Source organism: Pseudomonas parakoreensis (assembly GCF_021602155.1).
In the GTDB taxonomy this organism is placed as follows: domain Bacteria; phylum Pseudomonadota; class Gammaproteobacteria; order Pseudomonadales; family Pseudomonadaceae; genus Aquipseudomonas; species Aquipseudomonas parakoreensis.
In genome coordinates this window covers 188492-210988 of the sequence record NZ_BQHY01000011.1, presented here as the reverse complement: position 1 = coordinate 210988, position 22497 = coordinate 188492, and the positions used below count along the sequence as shown (strand labels likewise).

Below are 22497 nucleotides of genomic sequence, written 5' to 3'. Positions count from 1 at the left end.
GAGGCATGGTCGTACCTGCTCGACGGTTTCCCGGCTGACCATAGGGGCAACAGCCATGAAACTTACGCTCAAGGAATTTTTCGCAGGCTTCCTGCGCACACGCCACATCGCCCGGCACTTCCGCCGTCTGGCGCTGCTGGAATCGATCAACGACACCACGGTCAGCCGTGAAGTCCCGCCCACGCTGGCCAACACCCTGGTCGATGCGGCCCATCGCGACAGCGGCGAACTGCTCTCGTCGCTGGGCACTCACACCGACGGCCTGACCGATTTTGAAGTCGACGCACTGCGCGCGCAGTACGGCCTCAACGAAGTCGAACACGAGCAGCCGCTGCCATGGTGGACTCACCTGTGGCACTGCTACAAAAACCCGTTCAACCTGCTGCTGACCCTGTTGGCGGTGATCTCCTGGCTGACCGAAGACCTGAAAGCCGCCACGGTGATTTTCTCCATGGTGGTGCTGTCGACGCTGCTGCGCTTCTGGCAGGAAAGCAAATCCAACCAGGCCGCCGACGCGCTCAAGGCGATGGTCAGCAACACCGCCACGGTGATGCGCCGCGACGAGCCGCGCATCGAACTGCCGATCAAGCAGCTGGTGCCGGGCGACCTGATTGTGCTGTCCGCCGGCGACATGATTCCCGCTGACTGTCGGGTGCTCAGCGCCAAGGATCTGTTCGTCAGCCAGGCGGCGATGACCGGCGAATCGATGCCGGTGGAAAAGTTTGCCCGTCAGGCCGACCGCGACACGCGCAATCCTCTGGAGCTGGAGAACATTCTGTTCATGGGCACCAACGTGGTGTCCGGCACGGCGGTGGCGGTGATTCTCACCACGGGCAACAGCACCTATTTCGGCGCGTTGGCACAGCGTGTGGGCGCAACTGACCGCGCGGTGACCTCGTTCCAGCTGGGCGTGAACAAAGTCAGCTGGCTGCTGATCCGCTTCATGTTCGTCATGGCGCCACTGGTGCTGTTCATCAACGGTTTCACCAAGGGCGACTGGACCGAAGCGCTGCTGTTCGCGCTGTCGATTGCCGTGGGCCTGACCCCGGAAATGCTGCCGATGATCGTCACCTCGACGCTGGCCAAAGGTGCGGTGTTCCTGTCGCGCAAAAAGGTCATCGTCAAACGTCTGGACGCGATCCAGAACTTCGGCGCCATGGATGTGCTGTGCACCGACAAGACCGGCACCCTGACCCAGGACAAGATCTTCCTCGCGCGCAATGTCGACGTCTGGGGTGAAGACTCCGACGATGTGCTGGAAAAGGCCTACCTCAACAGCTACTACCAGACCGGGCTGAAAAACCTGCTCGACGTGGCGGTGCTGGAACACGTGGAAATCCATCGCGAACTGAAGGTTGGCACGGCGTTTCGCAAGGTTGATGAGATCCCGTTCGACTTCAATCGCCGGCGCATGTCGGTGGTGGTCGAAGGGCGTGGTGAACCGCATCTGCTGATCTGCAAAGGCGCAGTGGAAGAAGTGTTGGCGGTGTGCACCCGTGTGCAGCACGGCGAAATCGAAGAAGCCTTGAGCGATGAATTGCTGACCCGGATTCGTCAGGTCACCGCAGCATTCAACGCTGAAGGCTTGCGCGTGGTGGCGGTGGCTGCCCGTTCGATGCCGGAAGGTCGCGACACTTACAGCCTGGCGGATGAGCAGGAACTGACGCTGATCGGTTACGTGGCGTTCCTCGATCCACCCAAGGAAAGCACTGCGCCGGCGCTCAAGGCGCTGGCCGAGCACGGCGTCGCGGTCAAAGTGCTGACCGGTGACAACGAACTGGTGACCGCGAAGATTTGCCGCGAAGTCGGCCTCGCGCAACAGGGCTTGCTGATGGGCAACGACATCGAGTGCATGAGCGATGCCGAACTGGCCGTGGCGGTAGAGAAAACCAACGTCTTCGCCAAGCTCACGCCGTCGCACAAGGAGCGCATCGTGCGCATCCTCAAAGGCAACGGCCATGTGGTCGGTTTCATGGGCGACGGCATCAACGATGCGCCGGCGCTGCGTACCGCCGACATCGGAATCTCGGTGGACAGCGCGGTGGACATCGCCAAGGAAGCCGCCGACATCATCCTCCTGGAAAAGAGCCTGATGGTGTTGGAGGAGGGCGTGCTCGAAGGGCGCCGCACCTTCGCCAACATGCTCAAGTACATCAAGATGACGGCCAGCTCCAACTTCGGCAACGTGTTCTCGGTGCTGGTGGCGAGTGCGTTCATTCCGTTCCTGCCGATGTTGCCGATGCACCTGCTGGTACAGAACCTGCTCTACGACATTTCGCAGATCGCCATTCCGTTCGACAACGTCGATGACGAGATGCTGAAAAAGCCACAGCGCTGGCAGCCGGCGGATGTCGGGCGCTTCATGCTGTTCTTCGGGCCGATCAGTTCGATCTTTGACATCACCACGTTCGCCTTGATGTGGTACGTGTTCGATGCCAACACCCCGGATCACCAGACGCTGTTCCAGTCCGGCTGGTTCGTGGTGGGGCTGCTGACCCAGACGCTGATCGTGCACATGATCCGCACGCCGAAGATTCCGTTCCTGCAAAGCCGTGCAGCCATGCCGCTGCTGGTGATGACCGGGATCATCATGGCGGTCGGGATCTTCCTGCCGATGGGGCCTCTGGCGCACTACTTCAAACTGCAGGCACTGCCGTCGCTGTACTTCGTGTTCCTGCCGATGATCCTGCTGGCGTACATGGCGTTGACCCAGGCGGTAAAAGGCTTCTACATCCGCCGGTTCGGCTGGCAGTAATGCTGCCCCTGTAGGAGCTGCCGCAGGCTGCGATCTGTTGATCTTGTCTTTTAAAAACAAAATCAACAGATCGCAGCCTGCGGCAGCTCCTACAGGGAACGGGTATTTCAAGTGAATTGGCAGCCAGCCCGACAAAGGGACTGTGGACTATTCAAGGAGCTTCATCATGCAAGCCATCAACAACCTCAACCTCACCTCGCTGCTCGACACCCTCGTCAGCCTCAGCGCGGCGTTCATCCTCGGTGGCCTGATCGGTTTCGAGCGCCAGTACCGGCAACGCACCGCCGGCCTGCGCACCAACGTGCTGGTGGCGGTCGGTGCGGCGATTTTCGTCGACATGGCCAACCGTCTCGGCGGCGCAGAAGGCGCGGTGCGGGTGGTCGCGTACGTGGTTTCCGGCATCGGCTTTCTCGGCGCAGGCGTGATCATGCGCGAGGAAGGTAACGTCCGTGGCCTCAACACCGCCGCAACCTTGTGGACTTCCGCCGCCGTCGGCGCTTGCGCCGGGGCTGATCTGTTGGCCGAAGCGGTGCTCGGCACGCTGTTCATCCTCGCCGCCAACACCTTGCTGCGGCCGATCGTCAACAACATCAACCGCCAGCCACTGGACGTGGTCTCGGCCGAAGTCACCAACATCGTTTACGTGATCGCCCGGCGCTCGCAGCAGAAAGCCGTGTTCGCCCTGCTCGAAGCCGAGCTGGAACGCAGCAATTACCCGGCCAGCGACGTCGATGTACATGCCTTCGGTGCCGACGAAATCGAGATCGAAGCGACGCTGGCGACCACCTCGGTGGACGGTGACGAGCTGGACGCACTGGTGGCGCGAATCTCGACTTCAGCGCTGGTGGTGCAGGCGTTCTGGAGTCCGAGTACCACCGAATAAGGCAACCATATCGGGCTGCCATTCGGCGTGGCTCTCGGCGATTACAATCGCCGCCGCTGTCATGAATTCGGTGGACACCGCCCTGTGCGACTTGCAGATGCAGCGCAGCGCCCGGGCGCACGGTTGTGTCCTGAACGTGGCGTTCAACCTGCAAACCGTGCAACTGGCCAATGCGCAACTGACGTCGACGTTGAACAGCCTGCTGGCCGAACAGGCAAGCAGCGGTTCGGGCCTGACCTTCGAGCTGACCGAAAGCGGCCTGCCCGAAGCACCGGCCACCAGCCTGGAGACGCTGGTGCGGTTGCGGATGATGGGCTGTCGCTTGTCGATCGATGACTTCGGCGCCGGATTCTCTTCGTTGCAGCGCCTGTGTCAGTTGCCCTTCAACGAGATCAAGCTCGACGCCGATTTCATTCACAACCTTGCGCATGAACCCCGTTGTCGCGCGGCCATCAGCAGCACCCTGGCGTTGGGCGAAGCCCTGGGCATGAGCGTGGTCATCGAAGGCATCGAAACCGCCGCGCAACGTCGCGAACTGCTGGCGCCGGGCTGCACGCAAGGGCAGGGCTACTGGTACGCACGGCCGATGGCCGGGGTCGATCTGTTGAACTGGCTGCAACGGCGCAACCACGGCAAAGGAACAGACGAATGAGCGGATTTTTAGGAAAGGTCCTACAGAGCTGTTCCGGCGAGATGCGTAGTCTTGGCGCGCCACCTCCGAGCTTCGGGACATCGAGCATGATCAATAAAACCCTGCGCATCCTGATTGCCGATCCGCAGCATTTTCACCGAATGAAAATCGAGCGGCTGTTCAACCATCTCGAATACTTCCGCGTCGCTCCGGTGCAGAGTCTGCTGGAGTTGCTGACGCTGGTGGAGTACGGCTGCGACCCCTTCGATGCCGTAGTCATCAATGCCGAACTGGCGGCCGGGTCGCTGGATCTGTCGGGCTTTTTCCTGAACAACCCGCATGTCCGTCATGTGCTGATCTACAACGAACCTTCGGCCCCGGTGCAGACGCCGGCAGGTTTTGCTCAGGAGAACATGCAGATCAGCCATGTCGCACTGCCCGACCTGGCGGCGATCAAGCACCTGATGGGTCGGGCCGATGGTTCGCCGGTGTGCGCAGCGAATGCCTGGAACCCGGCATCGGCCCTGCAGCGCCGGGCTTGAGCACGGTTTGGCGTTTGCTGCAACTGTCAGATCTGACAGGTAGATCCCGCGTGGTTCCCGTGTAACAGTCTTTGCACAGCAACGGCGTCCGCAGCATCCGACGCTGTGGCGCCTTTGTCAGGTAGTTGCACGGGGAGCCGTCATGAAGTCAGCGCTGATCGTCGACGATCATCCGGTGGTGCGCGCAGCCGTGAGACTCGTACTCCAGACCGAGCGATTCAAGGAGATTCACGAGGCCGCGAGCGCCAGCGAGGCCCTGGCCCTGAATCGTGAGCACAAACCCAACCTGGTGGTGCTCGACCTCAAGTTGCCGGGGATCGGTGGCCTGGAGCTGCTGGAACGGCTGAAGACCATTGACCCCAAATGCAAGGTGCTGATCTTCACCTCTCAAGACCCGCAGTATTATCAGGACCGCTGCTTGCGTGCCGGTGCCTTGGGCTTCGTGGCCAAAACCAACCAGTTGCTGCAATTGCACAAGGCAATTCAGGCGTTGATGTCAGGCTATGCCTATTTTGCGGCGTCGTCTGACAAGGACTATACGTCGACCCCTTTGCACCGCAGCGAAAAACAGATGATCGACGACCTGTCCAATCGTGAGTTGAATATCCTTGTGCAATTGGCGCATGGCAAAGCCAACAAAATGATCGCCGCAGACACGCACCTGAGCCATAAAACCGTCAGCACCTACAAAACCCGTTTGATGAAAAAACTCGGGATCACCTCGACGGTGCACTTGCGTGAACTCGCCAAACGCAATCATCTGCTCTGAGTGACCTGATGAATCTGCAAGGCTGGTGCTGTGTCCTGTGGTTGAGCATCACGGCCACCTCTTGGGCCAGTGAGCCGGCGCAGCACCTGGAACTGTTGGCCCAGGCCGAACTGGACAATATCCCTGTCGCGCTCGATGAGCGTGACCGTCAGTGGTTACGCCAGCATCCGGTCTTGCGCATGGGCATTTCCGGTGCGGACTATCCGCCGTTCGAAATCACCCGCAATCAACACGAGCTGGAAGGGCTCACCGCCGATTACGCCGACCTGCTGGCGCAACTGCTCGGGGTTCGCATCGATGTGCAGCGTTTCGCCAATCGCGAGCAAGTCATGGCTGCGCTCAAACAGGGCGAACTCGACCTGCTGGGCACCTCCAACAGCTTTGAACTCGCCGACCCCGACTTTGTGCTGTCGCGAACTTACGCCGACGATCAGCCGATGCTGGTGACCCGGTTAGACGAAACGTTGCCGGCGGACCTGGCCGGCAAACGCATCGCCATGGTCGAGGACTATCTGCCGCTGGCCAGTGTGCAGGCGTTCTATCCCAAGGCGCAGGTGCTGCGCTATCCCTCGGCGATGGACGCACTGGGGGCAGTGGCTTTCGGTGTCGATGATGGCTACCTAGGCGATCTGATCAGCACCAATTACCTGATCAACACCAATTATCGCAATGACCTGCAATTGGCCGGGCCGTCGGGGCTGGATGCCAACGCCTTCGGTTTCGCCCTGCGGCGCAGTGAAGTACGCCTCAAACGCATCATCGACAAGGCACTGGCGGCGATTCCCATGGAACGTCGTCAGCTTATCGAGCAACGCTGGAGCGCAGGGCGCGCGCAGATGGCCGCGCAGTCGCGGGTACGTCTGAGTGCCAGTGAGCAGGATTGGTTGGCGCAGCACCCGGTGGTGCGCGTGGGGGTGATCGAGGACTTTGCGCCGCTGAGTTTTTTTGATGCCGAGGGCCGTTTCAGTGGTCTGTCGGCACAGCTGCTCAACCTGATCAGCCAGCGCACCGGTTTGCAATTCGACGTGGTTCGGGGGCGTTCGCTGGACCGCCAGATCGAACAGCTCCAGGCCGGTGAGCTCGACGTGTTGCCGGTGGTGACGCCGAGCAGCGAGCGTGAAGCCGAGCTGCAGTTCACACGCGCGTATCTGAACAACCCGTTTGTGCTGATCAGTGCGACAACGGCCGGCAGCCCGCGCAGCCGCGACGATTTACAGGGTAAACGACTGGCCATTTATCGCGGGCATCCGTTGCGCGAGTACCTGGTGCGGCGCGTGCCACGATTAACTCTGGTGGAGGTGCGCAGTCCCGCTGAGGGCATGGAACTGATCGTCAAGGGCCAGGCCGATGCAACGGTCAGTTCCCTGCTGGTGGCGCGCTTTCTGCTTGCCCGCCAGTACCGCGAGCGTTTGCGCATCACCAACACCGTTGGCGATCAACCGGCACGCATCGCGTTGGCGACCGCACCGCAGGCCACGGCGCTGCACACATTGCTGAACAAGGCACTGCTGAGCATCGCACCTCAGCAGATGGACGAGTTGGTCGAGCGCTGGAGCCATGATGTGGTGGTGGAGGAGAGCTATTGGGTGCGCCACCGCCGCGAGATTGTTCTGGGGTTTGTCGCCGCGGCGGGGTTGCTGGTGCTGGCATTGGCCTGGATCGGTTTTCAACGCCGGCAGTTACGTCAGCGTCAGCAATGGTTGCATCAGTTGCAGCAAGCCAAGGAGGCGGCTGACGATGCCAACCGCGCCAAGACGACTTTCCTGGCGACCATGAGCCATGAAATCCGCACGCCGATGAACGCGTTGATCGGCATGCTCGAACTGGCGCTCAAACGTGCCGAGGAGGGTGTCACTGACCGGTTGGCGATTCAGGTTGCGTCGGGCGCCGGTCAGCAACTGCTTGCGCTGATCGGCGACATTCTCGATATCGCGCGCATCGAATCCGGGCAGTTGTCCCTCGCGCCGCAGCGGGCCAACCTGCGCGAACTGGTGGCTTCGGTGTGCCGGGTATTCGAAGGGCTGGCGCGACAAAAGTGCCTGTTATGGCACATCGAGCTGGGGGCGGGCAGCGACGTTGACGTGTTGATTGATCCGGTGCGCTTCAAGCAAGTGCTGTCGAACCTGTTGAGCAATGCGATCAAGTTCACCGAGCAAGGCGAGGTCAGCGTGCGGCTGTCAGTGCACGCGATGCCGCTCGCAAGCGTGGGCGTGACGGTGGTGATCGAAGACAGTGGCATCGGCATCAGCGAGCATGACCGCCAGCGCCTGTTCAGCCCGTTTGTGCAGGCCGGCAACCCCGGGCAGTCCGCGCGCAGTGGTTCGGGGCTGGGCTTGGTGATCAGCCGTGAGCTCTGCGAAATGATGGGCGGTACGCTGCGCCTTGCCAGCGAGCCGGGGCATGGAACACAGGTCGAGATCAGTCTGCAATTGCAATCGTTGGCCGCGCTTGCCGCCGAGGCTGCAAGCACCGCGGTGGCGGACACGCCGGCGCGCTCGCTGAGCGTGCTGGTGGTGGATGACCATCCGGTCAACCGGCTGCTGCTCTGTTGGCAGTTGAGTGAGCTCGGCCACCGCACCGTCGATATCGAAGACGGTGAACAGGGGCTGCAACGCTGGCGGGCACAAGCGTTTGACGTGCTGATCACCGACTGCAACATGCCCCGGCGCAACGGCTACGAACTCGCGCGGGCCATCCGTGGCGAAGAGGCGGCGAGCGGCCGGGCACGGTGTCTGATTATCGGCTTTACCGCCAATGCGCAGATCGAGGAAAAGGCGCGGTGTCTTGAGGCCGGTATGGATGACTGCCTGTTCAAACCGATCCGCCTGGCTGATCTGGCGCTGGCATTGCAGGGCGCCGGACACAGCGAAAATGCAGGCGAGCCAAAGCCGCCACTGCCCTTGACCGAGCTCGACCTGAGCGCGCTGGAGCAAATGGCCGGTAACGATCATGCGCTGATGCAACGATTGCGAGAGCAAGTCTTGTGCAGTCTGCTGGACGACCTGCAACGGCTGGACGTCGCATGCCGGCCCCTCAATCTGAGCGAATTGCGTACGCTGGCTCATCACATCAAGGGCGGTGCGCAGATGGTCGGTGCCGCGCGAGTGGCGGCAGCCTGTGCGGACCTTGAGCAGGTTTGCCGAGACGCCGAAGCCCAAGTGGTCGAGCGCTCGGTCGAGATGCTGCGCGAGGCCATGCTCAGTCTCGCGCAGCACCTTCAGACTTGAACGATCAGTCCCACTGCGGGGCAATGCCTTTCGGGTTGGTCAGGCGCTGGCCACGCTCCAGTGTGGCGATCAACGCCATGTCGGCGTCGCTCAGGGTCAGCGCCGTAGCACCGAGGTTACTTTGCAGATTGGCGCGACGGGTCGACGATGGAATCACCGCGTAGCCCTGTTGCATCGCCCAGGCCAGAGTGACTTGCGCCGGGGTCGCTTGCAGGCGTGTGGCGATCTGCTGGATCAGCGGGTCCTTGAGCACTTCGCCATAGGCCAGGGTCATGTACGAGGTGATCTGGATGCCTTGGCTTTGGGCGAACTCGACCACTTTGCGGTTTTGCAGGTACGGGTGCAGTTCGATCTGGTTGGTGGCGATGTTGTCTGCGCCGACCGCTGCAATCGCCTGTTGCATCAGCTCGATGGTGAAGTTGGAAACGCCGATCTGCCGGGTCAGGCCCAGACGTTTGGCTTCGAGCAGTGCGCCCATGAACTCGGCGACCGGCACTTGATCTTCCGGCGATGGCCAGTGGATCAGCGTCAGGTCGAGGTAGTCGGTCTGCAGCTTGCCCAGGCTTTCCTTGAGGCTGTCGATCAAGCGATCCCTGGCGAAGTTGGCGATCCAGATCTTGCTGGTGATGAACAGATCCTGGCGAGCAATGCCGCTGGCGGCGATGGCTTGACCGACCTCGGCTTCGTTCTCGTAGATCTGCGCGGTGTCGATGACGCGGTAACCGAGATCCAGCGCATTGCGCACCGAATCGATGACCACCTGGCCTTGCAGGCGAAACGTACCCAGACCAAAAGCGGGAACAGACATTGATGACTCCAGGGTTGCAGTGAGAATGGGCGGGAGTATCCGCGTCTGCGTCCTTGAGAAAAACCGTTGGTGGGGCAAAGCACTGTTGAGCAGAAGTCACGAATCTTGCAGGCGCTGCGGCACGCTGCGATCTTTTGATTTTAAACAACAAGATCAAAAGATCGCAGCGTGCCGCAGCACCTACAGGGGGTTGTGAATGGCTCGCGAAAGGTGCACTACTGTCCTGCAGATGGAACACTTAAGCTGATTTTTGCCGTCTAGTCCTCCGACCGTCATGGATTTAAGCTTAATCCATTGCGTCACCCACTTTTCTGGAGGCAACCATGAAAAACATCATCGGTATCTACACCAGCCCTCGCGGCCATTGGGTCGGCGATGGTTTCCCGGTGCGCACCCTGTTTTCCTACGACAACCTGGGCAAGCACATCAGCCCGTTCCTGCTGCTCGATCACGCAGGCCCGGCCGCATTCACTCCGACCACCGAGCGCCGTGGCGTCGGCCAGCACCCGCACCGTGGTTTTGAAACCGTGACCATCGTCTACGACGGCGAGGTGCAGCACCGTGACTCCACCGGCAGCGGCGGCACCATCGGCCCGGGCGACGTGCAGTGGATGACGGCTGCGTCCGGGATCCTGCATGAAGAGTTTCACTCGGATGATTTCGCCAGAACCGGCGGCAATCTGGAAATGGTGCAGCTGTGGGTCAACCTGCCGGCCAAGGACAAAATGGCCGCGCCCGGCTACCAGACCATACTCGACGGCGATATTCCGAATATCGCGCTGAAGGACGACGCCGGCAGCCTGCGGCTGATTGCCGGTGAGTTCGAGGGGCATACAGGCCCATCGCGCACGTTCACGCCGATCGACGTCTGGGACCTGCGGCTCAATGCCGGCAAGTTGCTGAGCCTGGATCTGCACGAAGGGCGCAACACTGCGCTGGTGCTGTTGAAAGGGTCGGTGCAGATCAACGGTGCGCAAACGGCGGGTGTCGGGCAATTGGTGCTGTTTGAACGTGAGGGGTGTCAGTTGACCCTTGAGGCCGGTGAAGACGCGGTGGTGCTGCTGCTCAGCGGCGAGCCGATCGACGAACCGATTGTCGGCCATGGCCCGTTCGTGATGAACACCGAGCAGGAAATTCATCAGGCATTCGCCGACTTCCAGTCCGGGCGTTTTGGCCAAATGCACGGGTAAATTTCATCCCTGTGGGAGCGGGCTTGCTCGCGAAAGCGGACTTACAGTCGATGCGTGTCTGACTGATCCACCGCCTTCGCGAGCAAGCCCGCTCCCCATTGGTTTTTGGTGTTTTTGCGCGGGTGTTCTGCCTCTGAAATCAATTACTCCTACACTTGCCCAATCTGTGCGATCTTCTCGCGACTGGGCCCTGTCGGAGTGCTTTGATGTTGTCTTTTTTGACCGAACATCCGTTGTTTTGCGCGTTGATTCTGATCCTGCTCGATCTGGGCCTGTGGCGCCTGATCAGTGCCCGTGGCAGCGAGTGGAAGCTGCTGGTGCGGGTGCTGATTTTCAGCCTGTTCAGCGCGGTGCTGTTCAACGAAGGCCTCAACCCGATGGAGCCGGCGCCGTGGGCGGACAATGTGCCGTTGCATCTGGCGGCGACCGGGTTGCAGATCGGCTGGTGGCTGTTCGGCGCGCGCACCCTGACCGTGTTGATCGGCGCGGTGATGATGCAGCGGGTCGGGCACACCGGGCGGCTGTTGCAGGATCTGCTCGGGGCGGTGATTTTCCTGATCGCGATTATCGCCGCACTGGCCTACGTGCTCGATCTGCCGGTCAAAGGCGTGCTGGCGACGTCCGGGGCCTTGGCGATCATTGTCGGTCTGGCGTTGCAGAGCACCCTCAGTGATGTGTTTTCCGGGATCGTGCTCAACACTACCAAGCCGTATCAGATCGATGACTGGATCTCCATCGACGGCACCGAAGGCCGGGTCATCGACATCGATTGGCGCGCTACGCGTCTGCAGACCAGCCAGGGCAGCATGGCGGTGATTCCCAACTCGCTGGCGGCCAAGGCCAAGATCATCAACTTCAGCCGGCCGAGCAACATGTTCGGCCTGGCCGTCAGTGTCCAGGTCAGCCCGCATGCCCGGCCCAATACGGTGATCGATGCGCTGGAGCGGGCGATGCAGGGCTGCCGTCCGCTGCTGGACAATCCCGCGCCGAGCGTCGCACTAAAAAGCGCCAGCAGCACCGGTGTCGAATACGAAATCAGCGGCTTTGTGTCGTCGATGGACCAGAAACGTCCGGTGCGCAATCAGTTGTTCGATCTGGCTTACCGGCATCTGCAGGCGTCCGGGGTCAATCTGTTGTCGAGTGTCGAACCGATCGTCACCGGCAACCTTTCGCGGCCGCGGGCGCTGCTCGACAGCTCACCGATTTTCTCCACCCTGCGCCAGGAAGAGAAAGACACCTTCAGCCAGAACATGACCCTGCAAACCTTCCGCGCCGGGGAAACGATCCTCGAGGCCGGGGAGGTCAGCGATCATTTGTTCATCATCGAATCCGGCGTGGTCAGCGTAACCCTGACCCGCCATGGCAGCCCGTTCGAATCCGGGCGCATGGGGCCGGGCGAAGTGATTGGCGAGGCCGGTATTCTGTCCGATTCGTCGGTGCCGGCGACCTTCGCCGCAAAAACCTTCTGCGCGCTGTATCGCATCGAGAAGACCTACCTGAAGCCGTGCCTGGATGCCCGCCACGACATCAACGAGGCGATGAAAGCCTTGCTCGATTATCGCCTGCACAAGGCTCAGACCCTGACCCAGGACGTGCCGACCGTGGTGGCGAAAACCGGGTTTCTGCACTGGTTGCGCCAGCGCGTGTGACGCGGTGGTCTACTCGTCTTCCGGGAGATTGGCTATTTGTCCGGGGCAGTGGCGGGACTACCTTAGTCACACATTCACTGGCCCCCGGAAACTCCACCATGAAAGCTCGTACCGATTTCTACACTGCTTCCCCAGACGCCCTGAAAGCGATGATGGCCCTGGAAACTGCGGTCTCGAAACTGCCGCTGGAAAAGACCCTGATCGAGCTGGTCAAGCTGCGTGCATCGCAGATCAACGGCTGCGCATTCTGCATTGACATGCACACCGCTGACGCGATCAAGGGCGGCGAAACCCCGCGCCGGCTGTTCGCCGTGACCGCGTGGCGTGAAGCGCCATTCTTCACCGAGCGCGAACGTGCTGCACTGCTGTGGACCGAGTCGCTGACCCAACTGAGCCTGACCCACGCCCCGGACGAAGACTATGACATCGTCGCCGCGCAATTCACGCCCAAGGAAATGGTCGACCTGAGCGTGGCGATCAGCACCATCAACAGCTGGAACCGCCTGGCCGTGGGCTTCCGCAAAACCCCGCAGCTCTAAGCCGCAACCCATAACCCTGTAGGAGCTGTCGAGTGAAACGAGGCTGCGATCTTTTAAAGACAAGATCAAAAGATCGCAGCCTGCGGCAGCTCCTACACGGGCGAGGCATCAATGCGCATCTGCACTCGGCGCAGCCGGTGGTTGCACCTTGCGCATCAAGGGCACCATCGCCGTGGCGATGATGAAGCACAGCATGATCATCAAAAAGGTATCGCCGTAGGTCTGGGTCTGCGCCTCGCGGTAGGTCAGCAGCCACAGCTGACGCAGACCGGCGGTGATCCCGACGTCACCACTCTGACCCAGTGTTTCCAGGTTGCCACCGACCTGCGCCAGCCACTGATTCAGCGCCTCGTTGCTGCTGTTCAAATGCTCGGCCAGGCGGGTGAAGTGCAGGTTGGTGCGGTCATTGAGAATGGTCGCGCACGCGGCAATGCCGATGGCTCCGCCCAGATTGCGCATCAGGTTGAACAGCCCCGAAGCGTGCTTCAAGCGTGCCGGTGCCAAGCCTCCCAAGGTCAGCGTCACTGCCGGCGGCACCGCCAGTTGCTGGGCGATCCCGCGCAGCGCTTGCGGCAACATCAACTCAGCGGAACCCCAGTCGTGGGTGATCGGACTGAACTCCCACATCGACACCGCAAACAAGCCCAGCCCAAGCATCATGATCCAGCGCAAATCCATGCGATTGGCGAGAAAGGCGTACAACGGAATCGCCATGATCTGGAACACCCCGGTGGAAAAAACCGCCAGACCAATGTCCAGCGCGCTGTAGCCTCGCACCCGGCCGAGAAACAGCGGCGTCAGGTAAATCGTCGCGAACAGACCAATCCCGGTGACGAAGGAAAAGAAGCAGCCGAGGGCGAAATTGCGATCCTTGAGGGCGCGCAAATCCACGATCGGATTGGCCACGTGCAAGGTGCGCCCGATAAAGGCCAAACCCGCCAGACCGCTGATCCATGCCGTGGTCAGAATCGTTTGATCGCTGAACCAGTTCCAGCGCGGGCCTTCTTCGAGGGTGTATTCCAGGCAGCCGAGAAACAGCGCGAGAAATACCATGCTCAAGTAGTCCGCGCCCTTGAGCAGCGCCAGTTCCGGCTGGTCGATCTTTACCAGCATCGGCACGGCCACGGCGACGAAAACTCCCGGCACCAGGTTGATGTAGAACAGCCAGTGCCATGAGGAAATGTCGGTAATCCAGCCACCGATTACCGGACCCAGGGTCGGCGCCAGTGACGCCACGGCACCGATGGTCGCGGCGGCGATTACCCGTTGTTTGCCGGTGAAGAAAAAGAACGCGGTGGTGAACACCAGCGGGATCATCGAGCCGCCGAGAAAGCCCTGCAGCGCCCGAAAGGCGATCATGCTCTGGATGTTCCACGCCACACCGCAAAGCAAACTGGCCAGGGTGAAGCCGACCGCCGAAGCACAGAACAGCCAGCGGGTGGAGAACACCCGCGACAGCCAGCCCGACAGCGGGATCACGATGATTTCGGCGATCAGGTAACTGGTCTGCACCCACGCGGTTTCGTCGGTGCCGGCCGAGAGTCCGCCGCCGATGTCGCGCAGCGAGGCCGAGACGATCTGGATGTCCAGCAGCGCAATGAACATGCCGATGCACATCGTGGCGAAGGCGAATACTTTGGTCGCGGTGGCCATGTCGGCGGCGTTGAACGGTTGCGCCGGGGCGGTGAGGGCGGTGCTCATGGTGCGACGGCCACGGCGCTGGATTCAGCGGGCGCGCGGGTGTCGACTTCAGCGGTGACCGACAAGCCTGGCCGCAGATGCCCGAGCACGCCGTCCGCCGGATCGAGCAGAATTCGCACCGGCACCCGCTGGACGATTTTGGTGAAGTTGCCGGTGGCGTTCTCTGGCGGCAGCACGCTGAATTGCGAGCCGGTGGCGGGGGCGAGGCTGTCGAGGCGGCCGTGGAACTCCTGGCCGGAAAGCACGTCGGCGCGGATGCTCACCCGTTGCCCGGGTTTCATCCGCGCCAGTTGGTCCTCCTTGAAATTGGCATCCACCCACAGACCGCTGGCCGGCACCACCGACAACTGTTGCGACCCGGCCTGGGCATAGGCGCCGACCCGTGCGCGGCGATTGCCGATCACGCCATCAACCGGCGCGCGCAGTTCGGTGTAGCCGAGGTTCAACTGCGCCAGATCACGCTCGGCCCGGGCTTGTTGCAGGGCGGCACGGGCCTGTTGTTTCTGGGTGTCGATCACCGCCAGTTGGCGCTGGGCGGCGAGCAGTTCGGCCTGGGCGCGGGCACTCAAGGCCTGGGCGGTCTTGAAGCTGGCGTCGGCGCGTTGGGCGCTTTCCACCGACACGGCATTGCTGCTGACCAGGCGTTTATAGCGCGCGTTGTCGTCCCGCGAGCGGGCGGTTTCGGCACCGGCGGCATCGATGCCGGCGCGGGCCTGGCCAATCACTGCTTGCTGCAGTTGCTCGGTGGCGTCGAGGTTGGCCAGCAGCGCCTCTTCGGCGGCTACTGCGCCTTCGGCTTTGGCGAGGTTGGCGCGATAGTCGCGCGCATCAAGTCGGATCAACACATCGCCGGCTTTCACCGACTGGTTGTCGCTGACCAGCACTTCTTCGATGTAGCCGGCAACCTTCGGCCCGATCACCGTGACGTCGCCACCGATGTAGGCATCGTCAGTCTCCTCGAGAAAACGCCCGGTGCTCCACCAATGACTGGCGTACACGCCGACCATGACCAGCGCGATCAGGCCAGAGCCGGTCAGCAGCAGGCGCTTGCGCAAAGGCGGTTTGGCGGGGGTGACCGGGGATGACAGGTCGGGCTCGAGGGTGGACATGGCGGTCATGGCGTAATACCTGCGGTAACGAGTGGTTATTACAGTCGTAATATGACGCAAGTAATATTTTGTGGCAATTATGTTTTTGTGCCGATCGTCAGTTGCTTACCCGGCCTCGGGGTTTGGAGCGGTTTCGAGAAATGACAGTCCCGGTAATGCGGGGCAGGTCTTTGAGAACTCGATGAGAGCCCTCGGGGAAACCCTGATGGCCTAGCGTTGAACGCAGCAAAATCAAATGTTTAAGAAATGTAAGCGCTGTAGGAAGCGTCTTGCATTTGTGTAGGAAGGCTCTGACTATCACTCGCATTGATGAAGTGGCATTACGCCATTTCATGCTTGCAAGGATGTTGCGTGCCGTATTTGCTTTGCGCTGTTTCTCGTCGTCGCTTCACGCTTTGCCCGCTGTTGTCGGCCTTTGTGTTGAGTGTGTGTGCCTCCTCGATTCAAGCGGCTGACTCTGTTGCGCCGGGCCAGGAAGTGCTGCGCCAGCAGCAACAGCAACAGCGCGATTTGCAACAACTGCAGATGGAACAACGCAAGCGCCAACTGGAGCGCGGTGCGTTCGGTCCGGCACCGGCCACACCGGCCATCCCGCAAACCGTCACCCCCGATGAACGCTGCTGGCCACTGAGCGGCACGCGTATCGGCGGCGTTACGCTGCTCGACAGCGACAAGCTCAACACGCGGATCAAACCGCTGCTGGCGCCGTGCATGGGCGTCGGCCAGATCAATCATTTGCTGGCGACTATCACCGCGATCTATGTCGAGCAGGGCTACATCGCCAGCCGCCCGTACCTGTTGAGTGCGCCGGCGGCGGGGCAGTCGCTGGACATCATGGTGGACGAAGGCTACATCGAGTCGATCGAACTGGCCGATCAGAGCCTGCCCGTTTCGCTGGGCGGCGCGTTCCCGCACATGCTCGGCCAGCCGCTGAACCTGCGCGATCTGGAGCAAGGCCTCGATCAGTTGAACCGCTTGCGCTCGCTTGACCTGACCGCCGACATCGCCCCCGGCAGCCAGCCTGGCGCGTCGCGAATCATCCTGCGCTCGCGCACTTCCGGACAGTCGCGCTGGGCGTTGGGGCTGGGCATGGACAACCTCGGCAGCGCCAGCACCGGGCGGGATCGCAACAGCGTCAGCCTGAGCTTCGACAGTCCGTTGCAACTCAACGACCTGCTGAGCCTCAGCGCCAGCGACACGTTGAATCAGGGCGACCGCTACAGTCGCAACGCCAGCCTGTATTACGCGATTCCCTACGGCTACTGGACCTACAGCGCGTTCGCCAGCCACGCCGAGTATCGTGCGCCGTTCAAACTGCCCAGCGCGACCCTGTACAGCACCGGCATCACCGATCAACTGAGCCTGCGCGCCGACCGCGTGTTGTGGCGCGACCAGAGCCGCCAGCTCAGCGCCAACCTGCAACTGGCGCACAAGGACGTCGACAGCTATCTGGAAAATGTCCGTCTGGGCATTCAAAGCCCGACTCTGACCGTGGCCGAAGCCGGACTCAATCTGTTCTGGCTCGACCGTGCGGTGTGGAACCTCGACTTCACCTACTCGCAAGGCCTGCGCTGGCTGGGCGCCGATGACGACGCCCATCACGCGGTCAACAACCTGCCCAAAGCGCAATTTCGCAAGTACCGCGCTGGCCTCAGCCAATGGCGCAACGGCCAGTTCGGCGCGCAAGCGTGGCAGTGGCAGAGTCAGCTCAATTTGCAATACAGCCCCGACCCGTTGCCGGCCATCGAACAGTTGCTCGGCACCGACGATTCGGCAGTGCGCGGCTATCGGGTCAACAGCGCATCCGCCGCCAGCGGCGCGATCTGGCGCAACACCTTGCGTCTGCCCCTGCGCAACGACTGGCCGCTGCAGATCACCCCGCGCGTGGCGCTGGACAACGGCTGGCTCAAGGCCGATCACGGTGCCCAGCGCCAACGCCTGAGCGGCGCCAGCGTCGGGCTGAATCTGGGCTGGAAGAATCTGCAAGTGGACGTCGATTACCAGCGCGCCCTCAACACCCCCAACGGATTGCAGCACGAGCCAGAGACCTGGCTGATGCGCGTAGGGTTGCAGATATGAGCACCACCGAGACTCATCAAGCAGTGAACAAACAGCCGTCGGATCTGAGCGCGACAGCCACGGCCAACACTCAATCGCGCGCCGTGATGCCGTACTTACATGGAGACGTTTTTATGCCAGCACACACCTTTGCATTTCATCTTTCTCCTCGGGGCAAACTGCGCTGGGCGATCGCCAGCCTGTTCTTCGCCGTGCACCTGCCGACCGCTATCGCCGGCGGTGTGGTGGTCGCACCCGGCCCCGGCGGCACCGCGCAATTGCAGACTCAGGGCGGCGTGCCCATCGTCAATATCGTCGCGCCCAACGGCTCGGGCCTGTCGCACAACCAGTTCCTCGACTACAACGTCGACCGTCAGGGTCTGGTGCTGAACAACGCCTTGCAGGCCGGGCAATCGCAGCTCGCCGGGCAACTGGCGGCCAACCCGCAACTGCAGGGGCAGGCGGCGAGCGTGATCCTCAACGAGGTGATCAGCCGTAACCCTTCGGCGATCAATGGCGCCCAGGAAATCTTCGGCCGCGCTGCCGATTACGTGCTGGCCAACCCCAACGGCATCTCGGTGAACGGCGGCAGCTTCATCAACACGCCGAACGCCAGTCTGCTGGTCGGTCGTCCTGAATTGAACGACGGCAAACTGCAAGCGCTGAACACCCGCGACGCCAGTGGTCAGTTGCAGATTCAGAGTGGCGGCCTGCGTAATGCCGAGGGTTCGGTCAACCTGATTGCCCCGCGTATCGACAGCCAGGGCCGCATTGACGCCCGCGATCAACTCAACCTCACGGCGGGGCGCAATCAGGTGGACTACGCCAGCGGTCAGGTAAAAACCGTGGACCCGGTGGGCAACACCACCGATCAACGCATCGACGCCAGCCTGTTCGGTGCGATGCAGGCCGGGCGCATCAATATCGTCAGCACCGCCGAAGGCGCGGGCGTGCGTGTGGGCGCGGTACAAGTGGCCGGGCGTGACGGCGTGCAGATCCGTTCGGCTGGCGACCTCAGCGTCAGCGGTGAAGCGATCCCCAACAGCCTCGACGTGACCCGTGCCGGCATTCGCAGCAGTCAGGGCGATGTCGGCCTGCACAGCGGCAACGATCTGACATTGGCCGCCACCGACGTCAGTGGTCGCGACGTCAGCGTCAATGCCAAGCGCAACCTGACCTTGAGTACCGTCGAAAGCCGCAAGCTTCAGGAAAAACGCGAAAAATGGAGCAACAGCACCATCGGCATCACCTGGGAAACCTACGACCGCACCCAGACCGACAGTGAAACTCGCCAGCACGGCAGCCAGATCGTCGCCAGCCGCGATGCGAAATTGTCTTCCGGCAAAGACACCGAACTCAAAGCCGCCAAGGTTGAAGCGGCGAAAAATCTCGATGTGCACAGCGGCGGTGATCTGCGCCTGACTGCGGCCACCGAACGCCATACTCAGACCGATCAGGGCAACCATCGCAAGCATTTGTGGAAGGCTGACTGGAACAGCAGCAGCGAGGAGCAGCGCAGCCTTGGCAGCCAGTTGAAGGGTGGCAATATCGCGCTGCAAACCGCGGCGTTGTTGCGTTCCGAAGGCGCCGAACTGAACAGCGCCGGCGATGTGAAACTGGCGGGCAAGCAAGTGGACGTCACCACCGCCACGCGCACCAGTCGCAGTAATGACAACAGCTACTCAGGCGACCTGGTTGGTGGCGGATTCTTCGGCAAGACCGGAGACGCCGACAAGGGCCAGACCCGACATCAGGGCAGCAAAATCAATGCGGCCGGCAAACTGATCGTCAAGGCTGATGATGTGCGCATCAGCGGCAGCCAGGTCCGTGGCGGCACCGAGGCCAGCGTGATCAGTGATCAGGGTTCGCTGGTGATCGACGGCGTGCAGGACACCTCGCACAGCAACAACCACGACAAGGACAGCAAGTTCTTCGGCATCACCAAGGACGAATCGCGGCAGAACGCCAGGGACAGCACCACGGTGCGCAGCGAGCTGGTTTCCGACAGCAACCTCAAGCTTAAAAGCGCCAAGGACATCGAAGTGGCCGGCTCCACGGTCAAGGCTGGCGGCGCGCTGACGGCGGACGCAGCGGGTGATGTGAACGTGCATTCCACGCAGAACAGCCACGACAGCAGCTCTACCACCGAGACCCGTGGCTTCGATGCCTACGCCAAAGAGCAAACGCCGGAGCAATACCGCGCCGGGGTGCACTACGAAGACAAGCAGCAGACCGTCACCCGCAACGACGTCAACCAGCAAGGCTCCAGCCTCAGCGGCGCCAGCGTGCAGGTAAAGGCCGGCGGCGATCTGACCATCAAGGGCGGTGAAGTCAAATCCACGGCCGGCGACACCACACTGAGCGGCAATAATGTGTCGTTGCTGGCCGAACAGGACAGCCACAAAACTTCGACCGATACCTCCAGCACCGGCGGTGGTTTCTACTACACCGGTGGCCTCGACCGCGCCGGCAGTGGTGTCGATTTTGCCCACAGCACCACGCAAGACAGCAGCAGCAAAACCACCGCGCAAACCACCCACGTGCAAAGCAGCGGCAGCCTGAACATCAATGCCGACAAGCTGGTGACCGAAGGCGCGCAGGTCAAGGCTGGCAACGGTCTGAACGTCGCGGCCAACGAAATCGACAACCGCGCCGCCAGCAACACCGAAAGCAGCAGCCATAACCAGAGCAACTGGTCGGCGGACATCGGCGCCAATGTCGAGTACAAGGACATCGCCCGCCCGATTGCCGGTGCGGTCAAGGATGTGCTCAACGGCAAGGTGCCGGACAAGGAAGCCCTGAGCAATCTCGGCCAGCCAAACGTTGGTCTCGACGTGGCGATCGGTCACGGCAGCGCTGACAAGACCGAGCACAACAGCAACGCCGTGGTCAGTCGTTTCGACGGCGGCAGTGTCGAGGTGAAAACCGCCGGCACCCTGCACGACCAGGGCACTCAGTACAGCGCGAGCAACGGCAAGGTCAACATCAGCGTCGACAAACTGGTTGCCGATGCCGCGAGCAACACTCACGGCAGCACCGATAACTCAGTCGATGCCAAGGTCGACGTGCGCGTTTACACCAAGACCGGCGAAGACGTGAACGTCGCCGGCAGCGGTGCGGGCGGCAACAGCTACAGCAGCAAGGACAGCAGCACGGCGGTAGTCGGCGGGTATGCCGGCAATCAGGGCGTGAACATCAACGTTGGCGCAGATGCGCAGTTCGCTGGCAGCCGTTTCGACGGCGGGCAGGGCGGTGTGAGCATCAAGACCGGCGGCGATCTGGCGCTGAATCAGGCCAGTGACCGCCAGAGCAGCAGCGACTCCAGCCTGCGCGGCAACGGCTCGCTGACGGTCGGCACCTTGCCGGGCACCGACGGCACCAACGTTGACCTCGGCGCAGGCTTCCAGCTCGATCACACCGGCAAGCAGACCACTGACACTCAGGCTCACGTCGCGAGCATCAGCGGTAATGGCCCGGTGCAACTGAGCAGCGGTGGCAATCAGGTTCACCAGGGTACGAAGATCGACAGTGCCGGCGGCATCGATCTGCACGCTGACGGCAAGCTTGATCTGCAAGCGGCCACCGATACGCACACCGCGACCGGCAGCAATCTCGGCGGCGGTTTGAAGGGCGGCGGCAGCAAATCCAGCAGCGAGAAGAGTCGCGATCAGGGCGCTAATCTGAGCGGCAACTTCAACATCGGTCGGGTCAATGAACACTCGCAAACCCTGACCGGTGGTCAGCTCAACAGCCAGAGTAACGTCGTGTTGAGCGGTGATGCGGTGCACCTGCAAGGCACGCAAGTCAGCGCACCGAACGTCAGCATCAATGCACAGAAGGGCGGTTTGGTTCAGGAGTCGGCGCAATCCACCGAGACGCGCAACAACTGGAACGTCGCGCTGAATGCCGGTGGCAACCTGAGCAGCAAGACTCCGACCGCTGCCGATGAGAAGGCCAGCAGCGACCACGGCTTCAACGCCGGGGCCAAGGTCGGCGTCGATTACCTGCAAGGCACCACTCAGCAGAACAGCCAGATCAAGGCTGACAGCGTGGTCCTCAACAGCGCAGGCGATGCACAACTGTCGGGCGCGCGGATCGACGCGAACACTGTCAGTGGCAAGGTTGCCGGTGACCTGACCGTCGACAGCCGTCAGGACTCGAAGACGCAAGCCAGGGTCGATGTCGATCTGGGCCTGACCGCGAAGAAGAATCCGCCGAGTGACAAGGAAAAACTCGCCGGCACCGACTACAAACCAACGCTGAAGGCGCAGGGCGAATACGCGCACAAGGACAGCGTGGCGCAGGCGTCCGGCATCAGTGGCAATCAGGGTGTGAACCTTGCGGTGGACGGCGCGACACAGCTGACCGGCGCGCGGATTTCATCGGCTGAAGGCAAGGTCGATCTGGGCGGTTCAAAGGTCGGTAGCCGTGACTTGGTCAACCGTGAATACGGCGTGAAAGCCGGACTGGACCTGCCGCAGAAAGCCGAGGAGAAAGCACCGAACGTGTCGTTCGATAACGGCAACCTGAAAGTCGGTCCGGTGACCCTGAGTGGCAACCTGGATAGCCAGACCCTGCAGGCCGGAATCGACGAAAAAGGCTGAGCATTACCGCTGTAAAAAACTGTGGGAGTGAG

At 61.7% G+C, this 22497-nt stretch carries 14 protein-coding genes; 11 read left to right on the top strand and 3 right to left on the bottom strand.

Going from position 1 to position 22497, the window contains the following annotated elements; translation table 11 throughout:
- Positions 1–55 precede the first annotated feature (55 nt).
- The 6 genes from mgtA (at position 56) to L6D63_RS19000 (ending at position 8807) form a co-directional block, all read left to right on the top strand.
- Complete coding sequence (gene mgtA / locus L6D63_RS19025; protein ID WP_095667039.1) at positions 56–2755, top strand: magnesium-translocating P-type ATPase; 2700 nt, start codon at positions 56–58, stop codon at positions 2753–2755.
- A 166-nt stretch (positions 2756–2921) separates the two neighbouring features.
- The gene (locus L6D63_RS19020) at positions 2922–3638 is read left to right on the top strand and encodes an MgtC/SapB family protein (protein WP_007968289.1); all 717 of its coding nucleotides are present in this window, start codon (positions 2922–2924) and stop codon (positions 3636–3638) included.
- A gap of 70 nt (positions 3639–3708) precedes the next feature.
- Entirely contained in the window at positions 3709–4290 is a 582-nt protein-coding gene (locus L6D63_RS19015) for an EAL domain-containing protein (protein WP_348529927.1), read from the top strand.
- A gap of 86 nt (positions 4291–4376) precedes the next feature.
- Positions 4377–4811, top strand: a complete 435-nt coding sequence (locus L6D63_RS19010; RefSeq protein ID WP_131670073.1) for a chemotaxis protein CheY — start codon at positions 4377–4379, stop codon at positions 4809–4811.
- A gap of 142 nt (positions 4812–4953) precedes the next feature.
- Positions 4954–5580 carry a response regulator transcription factor gene (locus tag L6D63_RS19005; protein WP_047295178.1) on the top strand — a complete coding sequence of 209 codons (627 nt, stop codon included), beginning with the start codon at positions 4954–4956 and terminating at the stop codon, positions 5578–5580.
- Between the two features lie 8 nt (positions 5581–5588).
- A complete protein-coding gene (locus tag L6D63_RS19000; RefSeq protein WP_131670074.1) occupies positions 5589–8807 on the top strand; it encodes a transporter substrate-binding domain-containing protein in 3219 nt (1072 codons plus the stop codon).
- Between the two features lie 4 nt (positions 8808–8811).
- Here L6D63_RS19000 and dkgB read toward each other — a convergent pair whose 3' ends face one another.
- Positions 8812–9615, bottom strand: a complete 804-nt coding sequence (dkgB, locus tag L6D63_RS18995) for a 2,5-didehydrogluconate reductase DkgB (RefSeq protein WP_131670075.1) — start codon at positions 9613–9615, stop codon at positions 8812–8814.
- Between the two features lie 323 nt (positions 9616–9938).
- On the opposite strand from dkgB, the gene L6D63_RS18990 reads away from it, so the two are divergent.
- From L6D63_RS18990 to L6D63_RS18980, 3 genes are all read left to right on the top strand, one after another.
- Entirely contained in the window at positions 9939–10805 is an 867-nt protein-coding gene (locus L6D63_RS18990; RefSeq protein ID WP_095667035.1) for a pirin family protein, read from the top strand.
- 206 nt (positions 10806–11011) lie between these two features.
- On the top strand, positions 11012–12454 hold the full coding sequence (locus L6D63_RS18985; RefSeq protein ID WP_047295170.1) for a mechanosensitive ion channel domain-containing protein: 1443 nt from the start codon (positions 11012–11014) through the stop codon (positions 12452–12454).
- 98 nt (positions 12455–12552) lie between these two features.
- Positions 12553–12993, top strand: coding sequence for a carboxymuconolactone decarboxylase family protein (locus L6D63_RS18980; RefSeq protein ID WP_086794853.1), 441 nt, complete (start codon positions 12553–12555; stop codon positions 12991–12993).
- 108 nt (positions 12994–13101) lie between these two features.
- On the opposite strand, the gene L6D63_RS18975 is transcribed toward L6D63_RS18980, so the two are convergent.
- Both L6D63_RS18975 and L6D63_RS18970 read right to left on the bottom strand, forming a co-directional pair.
- Positions 13102–14694, bottom strand: coding sequence for a DHA2 family efflux MFS transporter permease subunit (locus L6D63_RS18975; RefSeq protein ID WP_131670076.1), 1593 nt, complete (start codon positions 14692–14694; stop codon positions 13102–13104).
- The gene (locus L6D63_RS18970; protein WP_131670077.1) at positions 14691–15812 is read right to left on the bottom strand and encodes an HlyD family secretion protein; all 1122 of its coding nucleotides are present in this window, start codon (positions 15810–15812) and stop codon (positions 14691–14693) included. Before L6D63_RS18970 ends, L6D63_RS18975 begins: the two co-directional genes overlap by 4 nt.
- 342 nt (positions 15813–16154) lie before the next feature.
- On the opposite strand from L6D63_RS18970, the gene L6D63_RS18965 reads away from it, so the two are divergent.
- Both L6D63_RS18965 and L6D63_RS18960 read left to right on the top strand, forming a co-directional pair.
- Positions 16155–17882: a ShlB/FhaC/HecB family hemolysin secretion/activation protein gene (locus tag L6D63_RS18965; protein ID WP_131670078.1), complete on the top strand. Its 1728-nt coding sequence runs from the start codon at positions 16155–16157 to the stop codon at positions 17880–17882.
- A 113-nt stretch (positions 17883–17995) separates the two neighbouring features.
- Positions 17996–22465, top strand: a complete 4470-nt coding sequence (locus L6D63_RS18960; RefSeq protein ID WP_131670079.1) for a hemagglutinin repeat-containing protein — start codon at positions 17996–17998, stop codon at positions 22463–22465.
- The last annotated feature ends 32 nt before the right edge of the window (positions 22466–22497 follow it).

What these genes read in the sequence shown, in the direction of transcription:
- mgtA (WP_095667039.1), top strand. Translation starts at nt 56, where the DNA reads ATGAAACTTACGCTCAAGGAATTTTTCGCAGGCTTCCTGCGCACACGC.
- L6D63_RS19020 (WP_007968289.1), top strand. Translation starts at nt 2,922, where the DNA reads ATGCAAGCCATCAACAACCTCAACCTCACCTCGCTGCTCGACACCCTC.
- L6D63_RS19010 (WP_131670073.1), top strand. Translation starts at nt 4,377, where the DNA reads ATGATCAATAAAACCCTGCGCATCCTGATTGCCGATCCGCAGCATTTT.
- L6D63_RS19005 (WP_047295178.1), top strand. Translation starts at nt 4,954, where the DNA reads ATGAAGTCAGCGCTGATCGTCGACGATCATCCGGTGGTGCGCGCAGCC.
- L6D63_RS19000 (WP_131670074.1), top strand. Translation starts at nt 5,589, where the DNA reads ATGAATCTGCAAGGCTGGTGCTGTGTCCTGTGGTTGAGCATCACGGCC.
- dkgB (WP_131670075.1), bottom strand. Translation starts at nt 9,615, where the DNA reads ATGTCTGTTCCCGCTTTTGGTCTGGGTACGTTTCGCCTGCAAGGCCAG.
- L6D63_RS18990 (WP_095667035.1), top strand. Translation starts at nt 9,939, where the DNA reads ATGAAAAACATCATCGGTATCTACACCAGCCCTCGCGGCCATTGGGTC.
- L6D63_RS18985 (WP_047295170.1), top strand. Translation starts at nt 11,012, where the DNA reads ATGTTGTCTTTTTTGACCGAACATCCGTTGTTTTGCGCGTTGATTCTG.
- L6D63_RS18980 (WP_086794853.1), top strand. Translation starts at nt 12,553, where the DNA reads ATGAAAGCTCGTACCGATTTCTACACTGCTTCCCCAGACGCCCTGAAA.
- L6D63_RS18975 (WP_131670076.1), bottom strand. Translation starts at nt 14,694, where the DNA reads ATGAGCACCGCCCTCACCGCCCCGGCGCAACCGTTCAACGCCGCCGAC.
- L6D63_RS18970 (WP_131670077.1), bottom strand. Translation starts at nt 15,812, where the DNA reads ATGACCGCCATGTCCACCCTCGAGCCCGACCTGTCATCCCCGGTCACC.
- L6D63_RS18960 (WP_131670079.1), top strand. Translation starts at nt 17,996, where the DNA reads ATGCCAGCACACACCTTTGCATTTCATCTTTCTCCTCGGGGCAAACTG.